The 15,391-nt window shown below is 74.6% G+C and carries 14 protein-coding genes; 5 read left to right on the forward strand and 9 right to left on the reverse strand.

Annotated features, from left to right (window positions below; all coding sequences use genetic code 11):
• Positions 1-3: 3 nt before the first annotated feature.
• Positions 4-1,137, reverse strand: a complete 1,134-nt coding sequence (gene recA / locus IE180_RS24880; protein WP_190159171.1) for a recombinase RecA — start codon at positions 1,135-1,137, stop codon at positions 4-6.
• 219 nt (positions 1,138-1,356) lie between these two features.
• Positions 1,357-2,136: an SGNH/GDSL hydrolase family protein gene (locus IE180_RS24885; protein WP_190159172.1), complete on the reverse strand. Its 780-nt coding sequence runs from the start codon at positions 2,134-2,136 to the stop codon at positions 1,357-1,359.
• A 210-nt stretch (positions 2,137-2,346) separates the two neighbouring features.
• On the opposite strand from IE180_RS24885, the gene IE180_RS24890 reads away from it, so the two are divergent.
• Complete coding sequence (locus IE180_RS24890) at positions 2,347-2,520, forward strand: hypothetical protein (RefSeq protein ID WP_190159173.1); 174 nt, start codon at positions 2,347-2,349, stop codon at positions 2,518-2,520.
• 24 nt (positions 2,521-2,544) lie between these two features.
• Here IE180_RS24890 and IE180_RS24895 read toward each other — a convergent pair whose 3' ends face one another.
• Both IE180_RS24895 and IE180_RS24900 read right to left on the reverse strand, forming a co-directional pair.
• Positions 2,545-3,660, reverse strand: a complete 1,116-nt coding sequence (locus IE180_RS24895) for an AI-2E family transporter (RefSeq protein ID WP_190159204.1) — start codon at positions 3,658-3,660, stop codon at positions 2,545-2,547.
• A 356-nt stretch (positions 3,661-4,016) separates the two neighbouring features.
• The gene (locus IE180_RS24900; RefSeq protein WP_190159174.1) at positions 4,017-4,211 is read right to left on the reverse strand and encodes a DUF3046 domain-containing protein; all 195 of its coding nucleotides are present in this window, start codon (positions 4,209-4,211) and stop codon (positions 4,017-4,019) included.
• A 79-nt stretch (positions 4,212-4,290) separates the two neighbouring features.
• Here IE180_RS24900 and IE180_RS24905 point away from each other — a divergent pair, with 79 nt between their 5' ends.
• Positions 4,291-5,217: a hypothetical protein gene (locus tag IE180_RS24905; protein ID WP_190159175.1), complete on the forward strand. Its 927-nt coding sequence runs from the start codon at positions 4,291-4,293 to the stop codon at positions 5,215-5,217.
• 205 nt (positions 5,218-5,422) lie between these two features.
• On the opposite strand, the gene IE180_RS24910 is transcribed toward IE180_RS24905, so the two are convergent.
• The 3 genes from IE180_RS24910 to IE180_RS24920 are packed head-to-tail and all read right to left on the reverse strand — an operon-like array spanning position 5,423 to position 7,401.
• Positions 5,423-5,731, reverse strand: a complete 309-nt coding sequence (locus tag IE180_RS24910; protein WP_190159176.1) for an AzlD domain-containing protein — start codon at positions 5,729-5,731, stop codon at positions 5,423-5,425.
• Positions 5,728-6,468 carry an AzlC family ABC transporter permease gene (locus tag IE180_RS24915; RefSeq protein ID WP_190159177.1) on the reverse strand — a complete coding sequence of 247 codons (741 nt, stop codon included), beginning with the start codon at positions 6,466-6,468 and terminating at the stop codon, positions 5,728-5,730. The genes IE180_RS24910 and IE180_RS24915 overlap by 4 nt, the downstream gene beginning before the upstream one ends.
• 54 nt (positions 6,469-6,522) lie before the next feature.
• Positions 6,523-7,401, reverse strand: coding sequence for an AraC family transcriptional regulator (locus tag IE180_RS24920; RefSeq protein WP_190159178.1), 879 nt, complete (start codon positions 7,399-7,401; stop codon positions 6,523-6,525).
• Positions 7,402-7,491: 90 nt separating this feature from the next.
• Between IE180_RS24920 and IE180_RS24925 the strand changes: the two genes are divergently transcribed.
• The 3 genes from IE180_RS24925 to IE180_RS24935 all read left to right on the forward strand — a co-directional run bounded on the left by IE180_RS24925 (position 7,492) and on the right by IE180_RS24935 (position 14,378).
• The gene (locus tag IE180_RS24925; RefSeq protein ID WP_190159179.1) at positions 7,492-12,141 is read left to right on the forward strand and encodes an Lhr family ATP-dependent helicase; all 4,650 of its coding nucleotides are present in this window, start codon (positions 7,492-7,494) and stop codon (positions 12,139-12,141) included.
• 528 nt (positions 12,142-12,669) lie between these two features.
• The gene (locus IE180_RS24930; RefSeq protein ID WP_190159180.1) at positions 12,670-13,539 is read left to right on the forward strand and encodes a DNA-formamidopyrimidine glycosylase family protein; all 870 of its coding nucleotides are present in this window, start codon (positions 12,670-12,672) and stop codon (positions 13,537-13,539) included.
• Positions 13,540-13,571: 32 nt separating this feature from the next.
• A complete protein-coding gene (locus IE180_RS24935) occupies positions 13,572-14,378 on the forward strand; it encodes an SDR family NAD(P)-dependent oxidoreductase (RefSeq protein ID WP_190159181.1) in 807 nt (268 codons plus the stop codon).
• On the opposite strand, the gene IE180_RS24940 is transcribed toward IE180_RS24935, so the two are convergent.
• Together IE180_RS24940 and IE180_RS24945 are read right to left on the reverse strand one after the other, a co-directional pair.
• The gene (locus IE180_RS24940; protein WP_190159182.1) at positions 14,326-14,679 is read right to left on the reverse strand and encodes a hypothetical protein; all 354 of its coding nucleotides are present in this window, start codon (positions 14,677-14,679) and stop codon (positions 14,326-14,328) included. The two genes, IE180_RS24935 and IE180_RS24940, sit on opposite strands and share 53 nt — an antisense overlap.
• A 223-nt stretch (positions 14,680-14,902) precedes the next feature.
• A complete protein-coding gene (locus IE180_RS24945; RefSeq protein ID WP_093873780.1) occupies positions 14,903-15,286 on the reverse strand; it encodes a helix-turn-helix domain-containing protein in 384 nt (127 codons plus the stop codon).
• Positions 15,287-15,391 lie beyond the last annotated feature (105 nt).

A 15,391-nucleotide genomic window follows, 5' to 3' on the forward strand; every position in this document is an offset into this window, starting at 1 on the left:
GGTTCAGCTCTTGACCGCGGTGGCCTTGGTCGCCTTCGCGGTCTTGCCGGCGGGAGTCGGGACGCCCTTGGCGTCGTCCGCACCAACCGCGTCGGCGGAGCCCGCCGCGTCCGCGCCCGGCTCGGCCGAGGGAGCCTCGGGCCGGACGCCGACGCCCAGCTTCTCCTTGATCTTCTTCTCGATCTCGTTGGCGAGATCGGGGTTGTCCTTCAGGAAGTTACGGGCGTTCTCCTTGCCCTGGCCGAGCTGGTCGCCCTCGTACGTGTACCAGGCGCCGGCCTTGCGCACGAAGCCGTGCTCCACGCCCATGTCGATCAGGCCGCCCTCGCGGCTGATGCCCTGGCCGTAGAGGATGTCGAACTCGGCCTGCTTGAAGGGGGGCGCGACCTTGTTCTTGACGACCTTGACGCGGGTGCGGTTGCCGACCGCGTCCGTGCCGTCCTTGAGGGTTTCGATGCGACGGATGTCGAGGCGCACCGAGGCGTAGAACTTCAGGGCGCGGCCACCGGTCGTGGTCTCCGGCGAGCCGAACATCACGCCGATCTTCTCGCGGAGCTGGTTGATGAAGATCGCGGTGGTCTTGGACTGGTTGAGCGCGCTGGTGATCTTCCGGAGGGCCTGGCTCATCAGACGGGCCTGGAGGCCCACGTGCGAGTCGCCCATCTCGCCCTCGATCTCCGCACGCGGGACGAGCGCGGCGACGGAGTCGATGACGATCAGGTCGAGGGCGCCGGAGCGGACGAGCATGTCGACGATCTCGAGGGCCTGCTCGCCGTTGTCCGGCTGGGACAGGATGAGGTTGTCGATGTCGACGCCGAGCTTCTTGGCGTACTCGGGGTCGAGGGCGTGCTCGGCGTCCACGAAGGCGACCTGGCCGCCGGCCTTCTGGGCGTTGGCCACGGCGTGCAGGGTCAGGGTCGTCTTGCCGGAGGACTCCGGTCCGTAGATCTCCACGACACGGCCGCGCGGCAGGCCGCCGACGCCGAGGGCGACGTCGAGGGCGGTCGAGCCGGTGGAGATCACCTCGATCGGCTCCTGGGTACGGTCGCCCATGCGCATCACGGCGCCCTTGCCGAATTGGCGTTCAATCTGTGCGAGCGCGGCGTCGAGCGCCTTCTCGCGGTCGGTTCCTGCCATGGGTTCCACCCGGTTTGCTTGAGTCGATCGCTTCATGTGAAAGACGCTAACCCCTGCCACTGACAATGGGCCCCGACGTCCCCTCCGCCCTGTGGACAACCCGGCGACAAGCCCGTGATTCCAAGGGTCGGGCTTCCATGAGAATGGATGTTCGATTTTAGTGTCAAGCGCGCCACGCGGTCCCCGGAGGAGTCCCGGGGGACGGCCTCCACCGGCGCTTCAGCGACGCTTCACCGGCAGCAGTTCCGGGCGCTTGGCCCGCCGGTCGTCGCCCGACGAACGGCCGCACAGGCGCCGGCCGAGCCAGGGGCCGAGGAAGGATCCGGCCCAGCGGAGTTCGGCGGCCACCGCGCCGAGGCCCCTGGGAAGGGCCTGCGGGGGCAGGGGGTGGGTCCAGGAGTCGTCGGAGCCGGGCAGCGCGAGGGCGTGGGCGACGGCCGCGGCGATGCGGGCGTGGCCGATCGGTCCGGCGTGCAGCCGGTCGGGGCTCCACAGCCGGGGGTCCTCGACCACGGGGTGGCGGGAGGTCTCGACGACGGTGACGCCGTGCCGGCGCGAGGCCTCGCGGATCCGCTCGTTGAGGGCCTCGACGCGGGGGCCGAGGGGGCGGGCGAGCGGGGTGACGCGGCCGACGTCGGGAAAGGTGAGGGTGGCGACGCGGGCCCCCTGCGCGGTCAGCGCGGCGAACATCGCCTCCAGGTGCCCGGCCGTCGCGCCCGCGTCGAAGCGCGGCCGCAGCAGGTCGTTGACGCCGGCGACGACCGTGGCGAGGTCCGGCCGGAGCGCGAGGGCGGGGCCGAGCTGCTCGGCACGGACCTGCCCGGCGAGACGGCCCCGTACGGCCAGGTTGGCGTAGAGCACGTCGGACCGCTCGCGGGCGAGCAGCTCCGCGAACCGGTCCGCCCATCCGCGCAGCCCGTCGGCGTCGTCACCGTCGCCGAGCCCTTCCGTCTGGCTGTCGCCCAGCGCGACGTACCGCAGAAACGTGCCGTCCGACATGGACCCCGCCTTCCCTCATCTCCGAGCATCACCCGGATCTTGCCCCCCTCCCTCTCTATATTCACTTTCTTTACTAAACAACTCGGCAATCAAACGGGGGGAAGCGCCCCGGCCTGTCCTTCGACCCACGTCCCTCCGCGTCCCCGGCGGCGGCCGCCCGTCCCCCCGGGGCCCGCCGACGCCCTCGCGGCGGGAGCCGCCCTGCCGGCCGTGCTGCCGCTGTGGGCGGGCACCGCGCCGCCCCTGGCCGAGCGGGCGGCCGCGCCGAGCACGCTCCGGTTGCCGGTGCCCGCCCTGCCGGCCGTCACCCCGGTCCTGATGACCGTCCGGGCCTGGGTCCGGCACGCCTTCCGGCACCGGGTGGCGGGTCCTTCGCACCTCTGAGCCCGTGGGACGGAACCCGGCGCCTCAGGACTCCTTCTTGTGGTGCAGGGCCTTCTGCAGTCGGGCCACGACCGCCTCGCCGTACCTGCGGTGGCCGTGGACGCGCGGGTCGTCCGTGACGTCGTACCGCTTCACGTACGCCCCGAGGAAGGCCTGGAGGGTGGCGACGGCCGGAATGGCGATCAGCGCGCCGACGGCCCCGAGCAGCGCCGTCCCCGCGATGACCGAGCCGAAGGCCACCGCCGGGTGGATGTCCACGGTCTTCGAGGTGAGCTTCGGCTGCAGCATGTAGTTCTCGAACTGCTGGTAGATCACGACGAATCCGAGCACCCACAGGGCGTACCAGGGGTTGACCGTGAAGGCGATCAGCATCGGCAGGGCGCCGGCGAGATAGGTGCCGATGGTCGGGATGAACTGCGAGACCAGGCCGACCCACACGGCGAGCGCCGGGGCGTACGGCACGCCCAGGATCTCGAAGAGCACGAAGTGCGCGATGCCCGAGATGAGGGCCATCAGCCCGCGCGAGTAGAGGTAGCCGCCGGTCTTGTCGACGGCGATCTCCCACGCCCGCAGCACCTCGGCCTGCCGGGCGGGCGGCAGGACGGAGCAGAGCGCGCGGCGCAGCCGGGGGCCGTCGGCCGCGAAGTAGAACGCGAAGAGGAAGATCGTCAGGAGCCGGAACAGTCCGCCGAGGACGGTGGCGGAGACGTCCAGGACGCCGGACGCGCTGTTCTGCACGTACTTCTGCAGCCAGTCGGAGCTGAGCACGCTGTCCTGGACCTCGACGCGCGAGAGGTCCGTGTGGAAGTTCTGGTTGGTCCAGTTGATCAGCGAGTCGAGGTACTTCGGGAAGTTCTCGACCATGTCCACGATCTGCCCGGCCAGCATCGAGCCGAGGAGGACGACGAAGCCGAGGCCGAAGACCGTGACGGCGAAGAAGACGAGGAAGGTGGCGAGGCCGCGGCGCATCCCGCGCGCCGCCATGCGTCCGACGGCCGGCTCGATGGCGAGGGCGAGGAAGAAGGCCAGCAGGATGTTGACGAGCAGGCCGACGAGTTGGTGGAAGGCCCAGTTGCCCAGCAGGAAGACGGCGTAGAGCGCGAGGGCGAGCACGAGGGCGCGGGGCAGCCAGCGCGGCATCCGCGCGGCCCCGGCGGCCGGGCCGGCCGCCGCCTCCGGCGGCACGGTCGTCGGAGGCGCGGGCGCGGTCGTCGGAGGCGCGGGCGCGGTCGCGACGGCGCTTCTCCTCGCCCCCGCGTCGGCGGCCGGATCCGGCGTCACGCCGGCACTCGGGTCCGGAGAAGCAGGCACGCCGGCACTCGGGTCCGGCTCCGGCTCCGGGGAAGCCGTCGCGTCCGGCACTTCGGGTGCGTCGTTCGGCTCGGTCTTGTCGGTGTCGTCAGTCGGGGCCACTCCGCCAGTCTCGCGCACCGGGCGGACATTCCGCCCGGGCCCCCACGGGATCCCCCTCGGTCACCCGGCGGTTCGTCTTCCGGTCACCGCCTGTCGGCCGGTACGTCGACGGCCGCGCAGACGGCACGCCACACGTCCTTCGCCTCCCAGCCCGCGTCCAGCGCCTCCCGTACTGTCCGGCCCCCGAGCTCCGCCATCACGTGGTCGCGAGCGAAGGACTCGGCGTAGGACGCACCGAAGTGGTCGGCCATCCGTTCCCAGAAAATCGTCAACCGCATGAATCCAGTATCCCGCTCCCAAGAGTGCAGCCCGCTCCCCAGGCCTTGTCACCGCGGTTTTCCGCCCTACGGTCGGAGCATGGCCGAAAACCCCCTCCCCTCGCCCTCGACCCCCCTGGCCCGCGCCGAGCGCTTCGTCTGGCTGACGGCCCGCGTCCTCGAACAGCGCCGGTTCGCCTACCACTTCCTGCGCGGTGGCGCGGACCAGGTCGAGACGGCCCTCATGGCGTACCTCAACGAGGACGGCGGTTACGGACACGCCCTCGAACCGGATCTGCGCGGCCCGGTGAGCCAGCCCCTGCACACCGCGCACGGGTTGCGGGTCCTGGACACCATCGGCCGCTGCGGAGGACTGCGCGTGGAGCGGATCTGCCGCTACCTCACGGAGGTGTCCACGCACGACGGGGCGCTCCCCGCGGTCCACCCCTCCCAGCGCGGCTACCCCTCGGCGCCGTTCCTCCCGGTCGTCGACTCCCCGCCGAGCGCCCTGCTCTCGACCGGCCCGGTGGTCGGCGTGCTGCACCGCAACCAGGTGTGGCACGCGTGGCTGTTCCGGGCCACCGAGTTCTGCTGGTCGGCCGTGGAGTCGCTGGAGAAGCCCCACCCGTACGAGATCCAGGCGGCCGTCGCCTTCCTGGACGGCGCACCCGACCGCCCGCGCGCGGAGGCGGCCGCCGACCGGCTCGGGCGGCTCGTCCGTGAGCGGCGGCTCGCCCTCCTGGACCCCGACCAGCCCGAGGACCACTCGACGGCGGACGGGTACGCGCCCGGCGGGGTCCTCCACCCGCACGACTACGCGCGCGTGCCGGACTCGCTCGCCGGGCGCTGGTTCACGGACGCGGAGATGGCCCGCTCGCTCGACCGGCTGGAGGCCGACCAGCAGGAGGACGGCGGCTGGCCGGCCCGCCGGGACGCCTGGGCGCCCGGCTGGGCGCTGGAGTGGCGGCCGATCGCCACCATCGAGGCACTGCGCACCCTCCGGGCGCACGGCCGCGCGATCGGCTGAGGCGGGACGTCGGGCCCGGACCGGCAGGGCCGGCGGTCAGGGGCCCGACGAGCCCGGACCTGCAGGGCCGGCGGTCAGGGGCCCGACGGGCCGGGGCCCTGCGGCCGGGAGGCCGTCGGGCCGGGGTCGGGCGTCGGGCCGGGGCCGGGCCGGCCGGCCCGGCACGGGGCGGGGCGGGGCGGAGGGCCGCCCGCGGTCGTCGCCGTCACCAGCCCAGGGCCCGGACCCCCGCGGTGACGGCGACGGCCGCGCCCACGACGACCAGGAAGGGCGCGCGCAGGACGAGCGCGACGGCGGCCGCGGCGAGCCCGGCGGCCCGGGCGTCCAGGACGAGGTCGCCGTCCGCGCTGAAGGTCTGCTGGGCGGTGAGCGCGGCGAGGAGCGCGACGGGGAGCAGGGCGGCGAGCCGCTGGACGAGCGGGCGTTCCAGCGCTCCCGCGGGCACGAGCAGGCCGGCGAGCTTGACGAGGTAGCACCCGGCGGCGGTGAGGGCGATCGCGATCCAGACGTTCATCGGGAGTCCTTCTCTCGTCCGGCGGGGGCGGTGCGCCGGCCCCGGGCCCAGAGCACGGCGGGCGCGGCGAGGGCGGCGGCGAGGACCGGGACGCCGGCGGGCAGGACGGGCAGCAGCCCGAGGCCGAGCAGGACGGCGATCCCGGCGGTGGCGCGCTCGGTGGCGGACTTCAGCATGGGGGCGAGCAGGGCCAGGAAGACGGCGGGGCCGGCCGCGTCGAGGCCCCAGGCCGCGGTGTCGCCGATCGCCTCGGCGCCGAGCGCTCCGAGGAGCGTGGTCAGGTTCCACAGGACGTACAGGGTGAGGCCGGTGACGGTGAAGCCGATCCGGGCGGCCCTGCGGCTCGGCTGGGGGAGCGCGACGGCCGTGGTCTCGTCGATCACCCAGTGCGCCGCGAAGGGCCTGACGGCCTTCGGCAGGGCGAGGAGCTGGGAGAGCCGCAGCCCGTAGAAGGCGTTGCGGGTGCCCAGGAAGAAGGCTCCGGCGGCGGCCGTGAAGGGGTTGCCGCCCGCGGCGAGCGCTCCGACCAGGGCGAACTGCGAGGCGCCGGTGAAGACGAGCAGGCTGAGGACGCAGGTCTGGAGGACGCTGAGGCCGGAGCCCGCCGAGGTCACGCCGAAGGCGAAGCCGGAGAGCCCGACGGCGACGCCGACGCCGAGCGCGTCGCGGACGACGGCCGCGTCGGGCTTGGCCGGGGCGTCGTCGCGTATGACGGGGGGTGCTGTCTGTTCTGCCACGTCAGGGACGTTACGGGGCCGGTCCGGGCCCGGTCTTGTACGTTCTTGCGCCGGTCACGTCCCCGCGTCGGCCCTCGGGGTCCACCGGCCCGTGCCCCGCGCGCGTTGGTAGGCGCCCGGCGGCACCCCGACACTGCGGGTGAAGTGCCGGCTGAGGTGCGACTGGTCGGTGAAGCCGACGGCGGCGGCCGCCTCCGCCGGGGGCGTCCCCGCGTCGAGGAGCTGTCTGGCCCGGCGTACGCGCGCGTCGGTCAGCCAGGTGTGCGGAGGCATCCCGTACGCCTCGCGGAAGGCGCGGAGCAGGGCGAACGGGCTGGTGCCGAGGTCGGCGGCGAGCCGCTCCAGGGTCGGCGGCTCGACCATCCCGGCCTCCAGGACGTCACGCGCGCGCGCCGCGTTCCGGGCGCCCGCCGAGCGGGGCGGGAGCGGGGCGACGAGCCCGCCGTGGCTGCGCAGCAGCCTGGCGGTGACCAGGCGCAGGAGGCTGTCCGCGGCGAGCGCGTTGCCCTCCTCCGCGGCCCGGTGGACGCCGACCACGAGCTGTGCGGCGTACGGGTCGTCGACGACGGGCGAGGTGAAGCCCGCCTCTCCGCGCAGGGCGAGGGTGTCGGCGGCGATCGACCGGACGATCTCCGCGTCCGGGTAGATCGTCCGGTAGGTCCAGCCCTCGGGCACGCCCGCGTGCCCGGTGTGCGGGGTGTCCGGGTTGACGAGGGCGATCTGTCCCGGCCCGGCGTGGACGAGCCGGTCGCGGTGGTGGAAGGCCTCGACGCCCTCGGTGATCGCGGCGAAGACGAAGGACTCGTGGGTGTGCCGGGCGAAGGCCTTGCGGACGTAGTGGGCGTGCAGCAGGTCGACCCCGGGCAGCTCGGCGTACCGCCAGTACCGTGCCCGCTCCCCGCTCGCGCCTTCCGTCTCCGCACCCCTGGCCATTCCCCCATTCTGCGCCCCTCCGCCGACCCGCGACGATCGGGATCCCCCACGTCCGGGCGGTTGTCAGTGGCCGGGTGCACGATGGGGGGCATGGTCAGGTCCGCGCTCGACTCGTTCTCCCCCGCGACCCGTGGTTGGTTCACCGGGGCCTTCTCCGCGCCCACGGCGGCGCAGGAGGGCGCCTGGCGGGCCATCGGCGCCGGCTCCGACGTGCTCGTCGTCGCGCCGACCGGTTCGGGCAAGACGCTGGCGGCGTTCCTCGCCTCCCTGGACCGGCTCGCGTCCTCCCCGCCGCCCGCCGAGACGAGGAAGCGCTGCCGCGTGCTGTACGTGTCGCCGCTGAAGGCCCTCGCCGTGGACGTCGAGCGGAACCTGCGCTCGCCGCTGACCGGCATCCGCCAGGAGTCGGTGCGGCTGGGCCTGCCCGAACCGGACATCCGGGTCGGGATCCGGTCCGGGGACACCCCTGCGGCCGAGCGCCGGGCGCTCGCGACGCGGCCGCCGGACATCCTCATCACCACCCCCGAGTCCCTGTTCCTGATGCTGACGTCCGCCGCGCGCGAGGCCCTGACGGGCGTGGAGACGGTCATCCTCGACGAGGTCCACGCGGTCGCGGGCACGAAGCGGGGCGCGCACCTGGCCCTCTCCCTGGAGCGGCTCGACGAGTTGCTGCCCCGTCCGGCGCGCCGGATCGGCCTGTCGGCCACGGTCCGCCCGGTCGACGAGGTGGCCCGCTACCTCTCCCCGGCGCGTGCCGTGGAGATCGTGCAGCCGCCGTCGGGCAAGGAGTTCGACCTCTCCGTCGTCGTCCCCGTCGAGGACATGGGCGAGTTGGGGGGCTCCCCCGCCTCGGAGGGCAAGGACGGCGGGGACAGGCCGTCGATCTGGCCGCACGTCGAGGAGCGGATCGCCGACCTCGTCCAGTCCCATCGCTCCACGATCGTCTTCGCGAACTCCCGCCGGCTCGCGGAGCGCCTGTGCAACCGGCTCAACGAGATCGCGTACGAGCGGGCGACCGGCGAGCCGCTCCCCGAAGGGGCGCCCCCGGCCCAGGTGATGGCCCAGTCGGGGGCGGCGCAGGGCGCCCCGCCGCTGCTCGCCCGGGCCCACCACGGTTCGGTGTCCAAGGAACAGCGCGCCCAGGTGGAGGAGGACCTGAAGGCGGGTCGGCTGCCCGCCGTGGTGGCCACGTCCAGCCTGGAACTGGGCATCGACATGGGCGCGGTCGACCTGGTGGTGCAGGTCGAGTCGCCGCCCTCGGTCGCCTCCGGGCTCCAGCGCGTGGGCCGGGCCGGACACCAGGTCGGCGCCGTGTCGACGGGCGTGGTCTTCCCCAAGTACCGGGGCGATCTGGTGCAGGCGGCCGTGGTCACCGAGCGGATGCGTTCCGGTGCCATCGAGTCCCTGCGGATCCCCGCGAATCCGCTGGACGTCCTCGCGCAGCAGCTGGTCGCCATGGTCGCGCTCGACACCTGGCAGGTGGACGACCTGCTCGCGGTGGTGCGCAGGGCGGCGTCCTTCTCCTCGCTGCCCGAGTCGGCGTTCACGGGCGTCCTCGACATGCTGGCCGGCCGCTACCCCTCGGACGCCTTCGCCGAGCTGCGCCCGCGCGTGGTCTGGGACCGGGTGGCCGGGACGGTCACGGGGCGGCCCGGTGCGCAGCGGCTCGCGGTCACCTCGGGGGGCACGATCCCCGACCGCGGCCTGTTCGGCGTCTTCCTGGCGGGCTCGGACCCCAAGAAGGGCGGGGGCCGGGTCGGCGAGCTCGACGAGGAGATGGTGTACGAGTCGCGGGTCGGCGACGTCTTCACGCTCGGCACCACCTCCTGGCGGATCGAGGACATCACCCGGGACCGGGTGCTCGTCTCCCCCGCGCCGGGCGTGCCGGGTCGACTGCCCTTCTGGAAGGGCGACCAGCTGGGCCGCCCGCTCGAACTGGGGCGTGCGGTGGGCGCGTTCCTCCGCGAGGTCGGCGCCCTCGGGGAGGAGGACGCGCGCCTGCGCCTGCTCGCCGCGGGCCTGGACGCCCGGGCCTCGGAGAACGTCCTCGCCTATCTCAGGGAGCAGCGCGAGGCCTGCGGCCACGTGCCGGACGACCGGACGATCCTGGTCGAGCGGTTCCGCGACGAGCTCGGGGACTGGCGGGTCGTCATCCACTCGCCGTTCGGGGCGCAGGTGCACGCCCCGTGGGCGCTGGCGCTCGGCGCGCGGCTCGCCGAGCGGTACGGCATGGACGCGCAGGTGATGCACGCGGACGACGGCATCGTGCTGCGCCTGCCGGACGCCGACCTGATGGGCCTGGACATGGGCCTGGACCTCCTGGACCACGAGCCGGTCGTCCCGGACCGGCACCCGGACACGACGTACGACGCGGACAAGGCGCCCGTCGGCGCGGCCGACACGCTCTTCGACCGGGGCGAGATCGGGCAGATCGTCACCGACCAGGTGGGCGGCTCCGCGCTGTTCGCCTCCCGCTTCCGCGAGTGCGCGGCGCGCGCCCTGCTGCTGCCCAAGCGCAACCCCGGCAAGCGCACCCCTCTCTGGCAGCAGCGGCAGCGCGCGGCCCAGCTCCTCCAGGTGGCGAGCGAGTTCGGCTCGTTCCCGATCGTCCTGGAGGCCGTCCGCGAGTGCCTCCAGGACGTCTTCGACCTGCCGGGCCTCGAAGAGCTGATGGGGGACATCGAGGCCCGCCGCGTCCGCCTCGTCGAGGTCACCACCCCCGAGCCCTCCCCGTTCGCCCGCTCGCTCCTCTTCGGGTACGTGGCGCAGTTCCTGTACGAGGGCGACTCCCCGCTCGCCGAGCGGCGGGCGGCCGCGCTCTCGCTGGACTCCCGGCTGCTCGCGGAGCTCCTCGGCCAGGCGGAGCTGCGGGAGCTGCTCGACCCCGAGGTCCTGACGGAGCTGGAGCGGGAGCTCCAGTGGCTGACCGAGGACCGCCGGATCAAGGACGTGGAGGGCGTCGCCGACCTGCTGCGGGTCCTCGGACCGCTGACGGACGGGGAGCTGGCCGAGCGCGGCGCCGAGGCGGGCTCGGCACCCGAGCTCGAGGCGGCCCGGCGTGCGATCCGGGTGCGGATCGGCGGCCGCGACCACTGGGCGGCGATCGAGGACGCGGGCCGGCTCCGGGACGCCCTGGGCACGGCCCTGCCGGTCGGCGTGCCCGAGGCCTTCACCGAGCCGGTCAAGGACCCGCTGGGCGACCTGCTCGCGCGCCACGCGCGCACGCACGGCCCGTTCACCTCCTCGCAGGCCGCCGCCCGCTTCGGTCTCGGCACGGCCGTCACCGACGGCGCCCTCCAGCGCCTGGCCGCCTCGGGCAGGGTCGTCCAGGGCGAGTTCCATCCCTCCGGGATCGGCCAGGAGTGGTGCGACGCGACCGTGCTGCGGCGGTTGCGGCGCCGCTCCCTGGCGGCCCTGCGCCAGGAGCTGGAGCCGGTGCCCCCGGCGGCCCTCGCCACCTTCCTGCCCCAGTGGCAGCACCTGGGGAGCAACAGCCTGCGCGGCATCGACGGCCTGGTGCGTGCGGTCGAGCAGCTCCAGGGCGCGCCGGTCCCGGCCTCGGCCCTGGAGAAGCTGATCCTGCCGTCCCGGGTCCGGGACTACTCCCCGGCACTGCTCGACGAGCTGACGACCACCGGGGAGGTCGTCTGGGCGGGTGCGGGCTCGCTGCCCGGCAAGGACGGCTGGGTCTCGCTCTACCTCGCGGACGCGGCGCCGCTGCTCCTTCCGCCGCCGCACCCCCTGGAACTGTCCGCCGTGCACGAATCCGTCCTCACGGCCCTCTCCGGCGGGTACGGCCTGTTCTTCCGGCAGATCGCCGACCAGATCCGGGCCACCACCCACCCGGACGCCACCGACCCGCAGCTCGCCGACGCCCTGTGGGACCTGGCCTGGTCGGGCCGGGTCACCAACGACGCCCTGGCCCCGCTGCGCGCGCTCCTCGGTTCGGGCCGCACGGCCGGTTCCACCGCCCACCGCGCGCGGCGCACGGTCCCGCGCGGCCGGTACGGCACGCTGACCTCCACGGCCCGCCCCGCCTCGCGTACGGGTCCGCCGACGGTCTCCGGCCGCTGGTCCCTCCTGCCGCCCGTCGAGCCGGAGCCGACGCACCGGGCGCACGCCCTGGCCCGCACCCTCCTGGACCGGCACGGCGTGGTCACCCGGGGCGCGGTGGCCGCCGAGGGGGTCGAGGGCGGTTTCTCGGCCACGTACCGGATCCTGGCGGCCTTCGAAGACAGCGGGCAGGCCCGGCGCGGCTACGTCGTGGAGGGGCTCGGCGCGGCCCAGTTCGCGATGGACGGGGCCGTGGACCGGCTGCGGGCGGCGGCGACCGCCCGCGACCGGGGCGCCGAGGCGGCGGCCGGCCCGCGTGCCGTGGTCCTCGCCGCCGCCGACCCCGCGAACGCCTACGGTGCGGCGCTGCCCTGGCCGGAGCCGCCGACGGGCGCCGGGCACAAGCCGGGCCGCAAGGCGGGCTCGATGGTGGTCCTGGTCGACGGCGAGCTCACGCTCTACATGGAGCGCGGCGGCAAGACGCTCCTCTCCTGGCCGGCGGACCCGGACGATCCGGCCCTGGGGGCGGCGGCGGAGGCGCTGGCCGGGTCGGCGAGGGCGGGGGCGCTGGGGACGGTCACGGTGGAGCGGATCAACGGCGCCGCGTCCTTGACGTCCCCCCTGTCCCGCCCCCTGGAGGCGTCCGGCTTCCTGGCCACCCCCAGAGGCCTCCGCCTCCGCCCCTGACCCCACCCCGCGTGGGGCCGCGCCCTCCCGGACGATGCCCCTGCCGTACGGGGCCCGCGCGACCGCACCTCACCCGTACGGGCGTGTGCCCGCGGGGCGATGCCCCACCGTACGGGCCCGCACCCGCCGGACCGGCGCACCACGTGGCCCCGCGCCGCGCGGGACGGTGCCCCCCGCACCTCCGTGTGGGCAATCGTCCCGCTGGGGCGGGACGGGTGGGCACACGGGACGGCGCACTGAGCGGCGCCTCCGCGTTCCGCGCCCGGGCCCGCACCGACGGCGGCGCCGCGCACGGGGTGCGGGTCCAGGCGCAGCAGCCTCGGGCGCCGGCAAAGGGCGCCGTTCCGTTGTGCCCACCCTCCCCCGAGCTCTCGGCTTCGCTCGAGCAGGGGGACCCCCCTCGCCCCGGCGGAACGACTGCCCACAACGGGGGCGGGCGCAGCCCCGCGGTGCAGCCCACCGCCCGGGACCGCGCAGCACCCCGCCCCGCCCCGCACCGCACAGCGCCGTCGGCCCCACAATGGATTCGTGCCCGAAGGAGACACCGTCTGGCAGGTCGCCCACCACCTGCACTCCGCGCTCGCCGGGCGGGTCCTGACCCGCTCGGACCTCCGCGTGCCCCGGTTCGCGACCGCCGACCTCACCGGCCGCACGCTCCTCGACGTCACCCCGCGCGGCAAGCACCTGCTGGCCCGGATCGAGGGCGGGCTCACCCTCCACTCGCATCTGCGGATGGACGGCGCCTGGCGGGTGTACGCCACCGGGGAGCGCCCGCGCGGCGGCCCGGAGCACCAGATCCGGGCGATCCTCGGGAACGCCGAGTCCACCGCGTACGGCTACCGCCTCCCCGTCCTGGAGCTGATCCGCACCGCCGAGGAGTCCCGCGTCGTCGGCCATCTGGGACCGGACCTGCTCGGCCCGGACTGGGATCCGGAGGAGGCCGTCCGGCGGCTCGGCGCCGACCCGGAGCGCTCCCTCGGCGAGGCCCTGCTCGACCAGCGCAACCTGGCCGGCATCGGCAACGTCTACAAGTCGGAGCTGGCCTTCCTCGCAGCCGTCACCCCCTGGCTCCCGGTGGGCGAGCTCGCCCCGGAGGTCCCGGCCCGCCTGGTCGCCACGGCCCATCGCCTGCTCGACGCGAACAAGGAGCGTCCGGACCGGCGCACCACGACCACGCGCCGCCCGGGCACCCCGCTCCACGTCTACGGCCGCGAGGGCCGGCCCTGCCTCCGCTGCGGCACCCCGATCCGGAAGGCGGAGCTCGGCGACCGGGTCACGTACTGGTGCCCCGGCTGCCAGCGGGGACCCGACGGAAACCGGGACGGGAAGTCCCGCCGGAACGACAACGGCGGCAGCGGCCACAGCGACCACGACGGCTGCGACGGACACGGCAATTGACGTGCCGTCAGATCCGGTCGTACGGTCCGGACATGGCGACGACTCTCCCGGCATACGACCTGACCGGCCGCACCGCGTTCGTCACGGGCGCCGCGAGCGGCATCGGCCGCGCCACCGCGGTCCTCCTCGCACGGGCCGGGGCCACCGTGCACTGCGCCGACCGCGACGAGGACGGCCTCAAGGCCACCGCGGCCCTGATCACCCGACGGACGGGGACAGGCGCCGCGCACCCCCACACCCGCACCCCGGCCCGCCCCCGCGTCCACACCCTGGACGTCACCGACCGGCCCGCGCTGGCGGCGGCCGTCCGCGCCGCCGGCCCGCTCCACGTCATGGCCGCCATCGCCGGGATCATGCACACGAGCACGGTCCTGGAGACCCGGGACGAGGACCTCGACCGCGTCCTCGCCGTCAACTTCAAAGGCGTGCTCCACGCCTGCCAGGAGGCGGCCCGTTCGATGATCGCCTCCGGTGTGCCCGGCTCGATCGTGACGATGGCCTCGGGCGCGATGGACACCGCGAGCCCGGGGCTGCTCTGCTACAGCGTCACCAAGGCGGCGGTCGTCCAGCTGACGAAGACCCTGGCGGCGGAGGTGGGCCCGTACGGCATCCGGGTCAACGCGGTCGCTCCGGGCTGGATCCGCACCCCGATGACGGACCGCCACGAGCCGGCCGCCCAGGTGCAGGCCGAGGCCGCGATGGTCCGTCACTCACCGCTGGGCCGGGTCGGCGAGGCCGAGGACGTCGCGCACGCGGTGCTGCACCTCGCCTCCGACGCCTCCGCGTTCACGACCGGCCAGATCCTCCGCCCCAACGGCGGCGTCGCGATGCCCTGGTGACCGTCCGGTCGACGGCCCCCCGCCCGATGACCCGTCGGACGACGGCGCCGGGAAGCCCGGTGCCGTCGAAGACCCCGGTCCGCCCCGTGGAACCGGCCGCGCCCCGCCGTCCCGACGAGGCCGCCACGTGCACCGGAAGCAGGCTCAGGCCCCAGCCGCCCGCGGCCACCGTTCCCTCGACCGGCCCGGACTCGCCCGGCACGAGCAGCAGGCGCAGCACCGCCCACCACCAGAGCCCTCCGACCGCGAGACCGCACGCGAGCAGAGCGAGCGTCACCAGCGGAACCCGTCGCCGTACCATGGCCGCCTCCTGCGGTCGACGCTAGACCGGCAGGATCACCCTGCGGGAGGGCGCACCGGTGGCAGACCCGGCGCACACGGCCCAGTCGGACGTCCCTTCCACCATGGCACGGCACCCCGGAACCCGGCATCTCGGAAAAACCGACCCGCTCCCCGGAATTGAGAAAAGCCCCGGTCAGCGCCCTGCGAACAGGACACCGACCGGGGCTTCACCCCACTTCGGTTCAGGCAGCGACGACGTCCACCGCTTCCGCGGGCGCCTTGATGGTCACCCGCTCGGTGGGCACACCGGCCACCGACGTCACCGACACCGAATTGAGCATCGGACGTACCGGTGTCGGCACCGGTTCGCTCGACGCTGCCGACTCGGCCAGTTCGGCCAGCGACAGCTCGTCGCTCACTTCGCGCATGAGCTCGGACATCCGTACGTCCAGCGCGTCGCAGATCGCGGAGAGCAGTTCGGAGGAAGCCTCCTTCTGCCCCCGCTCCACCTCGGAGAGATAGCCGAGCGAGACTCGGGCGGACGAGGAGACTTCGCGCAGAGTACGGCCCTGGCGCTGGCGCTGCCGACGCAGCACGTCACCCAGCAGGCGACGGAGCAGAATCATCGGTGGCTCCCTCCTCGGACCGCGTAGCCGCATCCTTCACGCCCCACCGTACCGCCTCGCGCTGCGGCCGTGCGGGGAGCGATGTCGTGTTCACTCAGGGCTGCA

This window comes from Streptomyces litmocidini, from assembly GCF_014649755.1.
GTDB lineage: Bacteria > Actinomycetota > Actinomycetes > Streptomycetales > Streptomycetaceae > Streptomyces > Streptomyces litmocidini.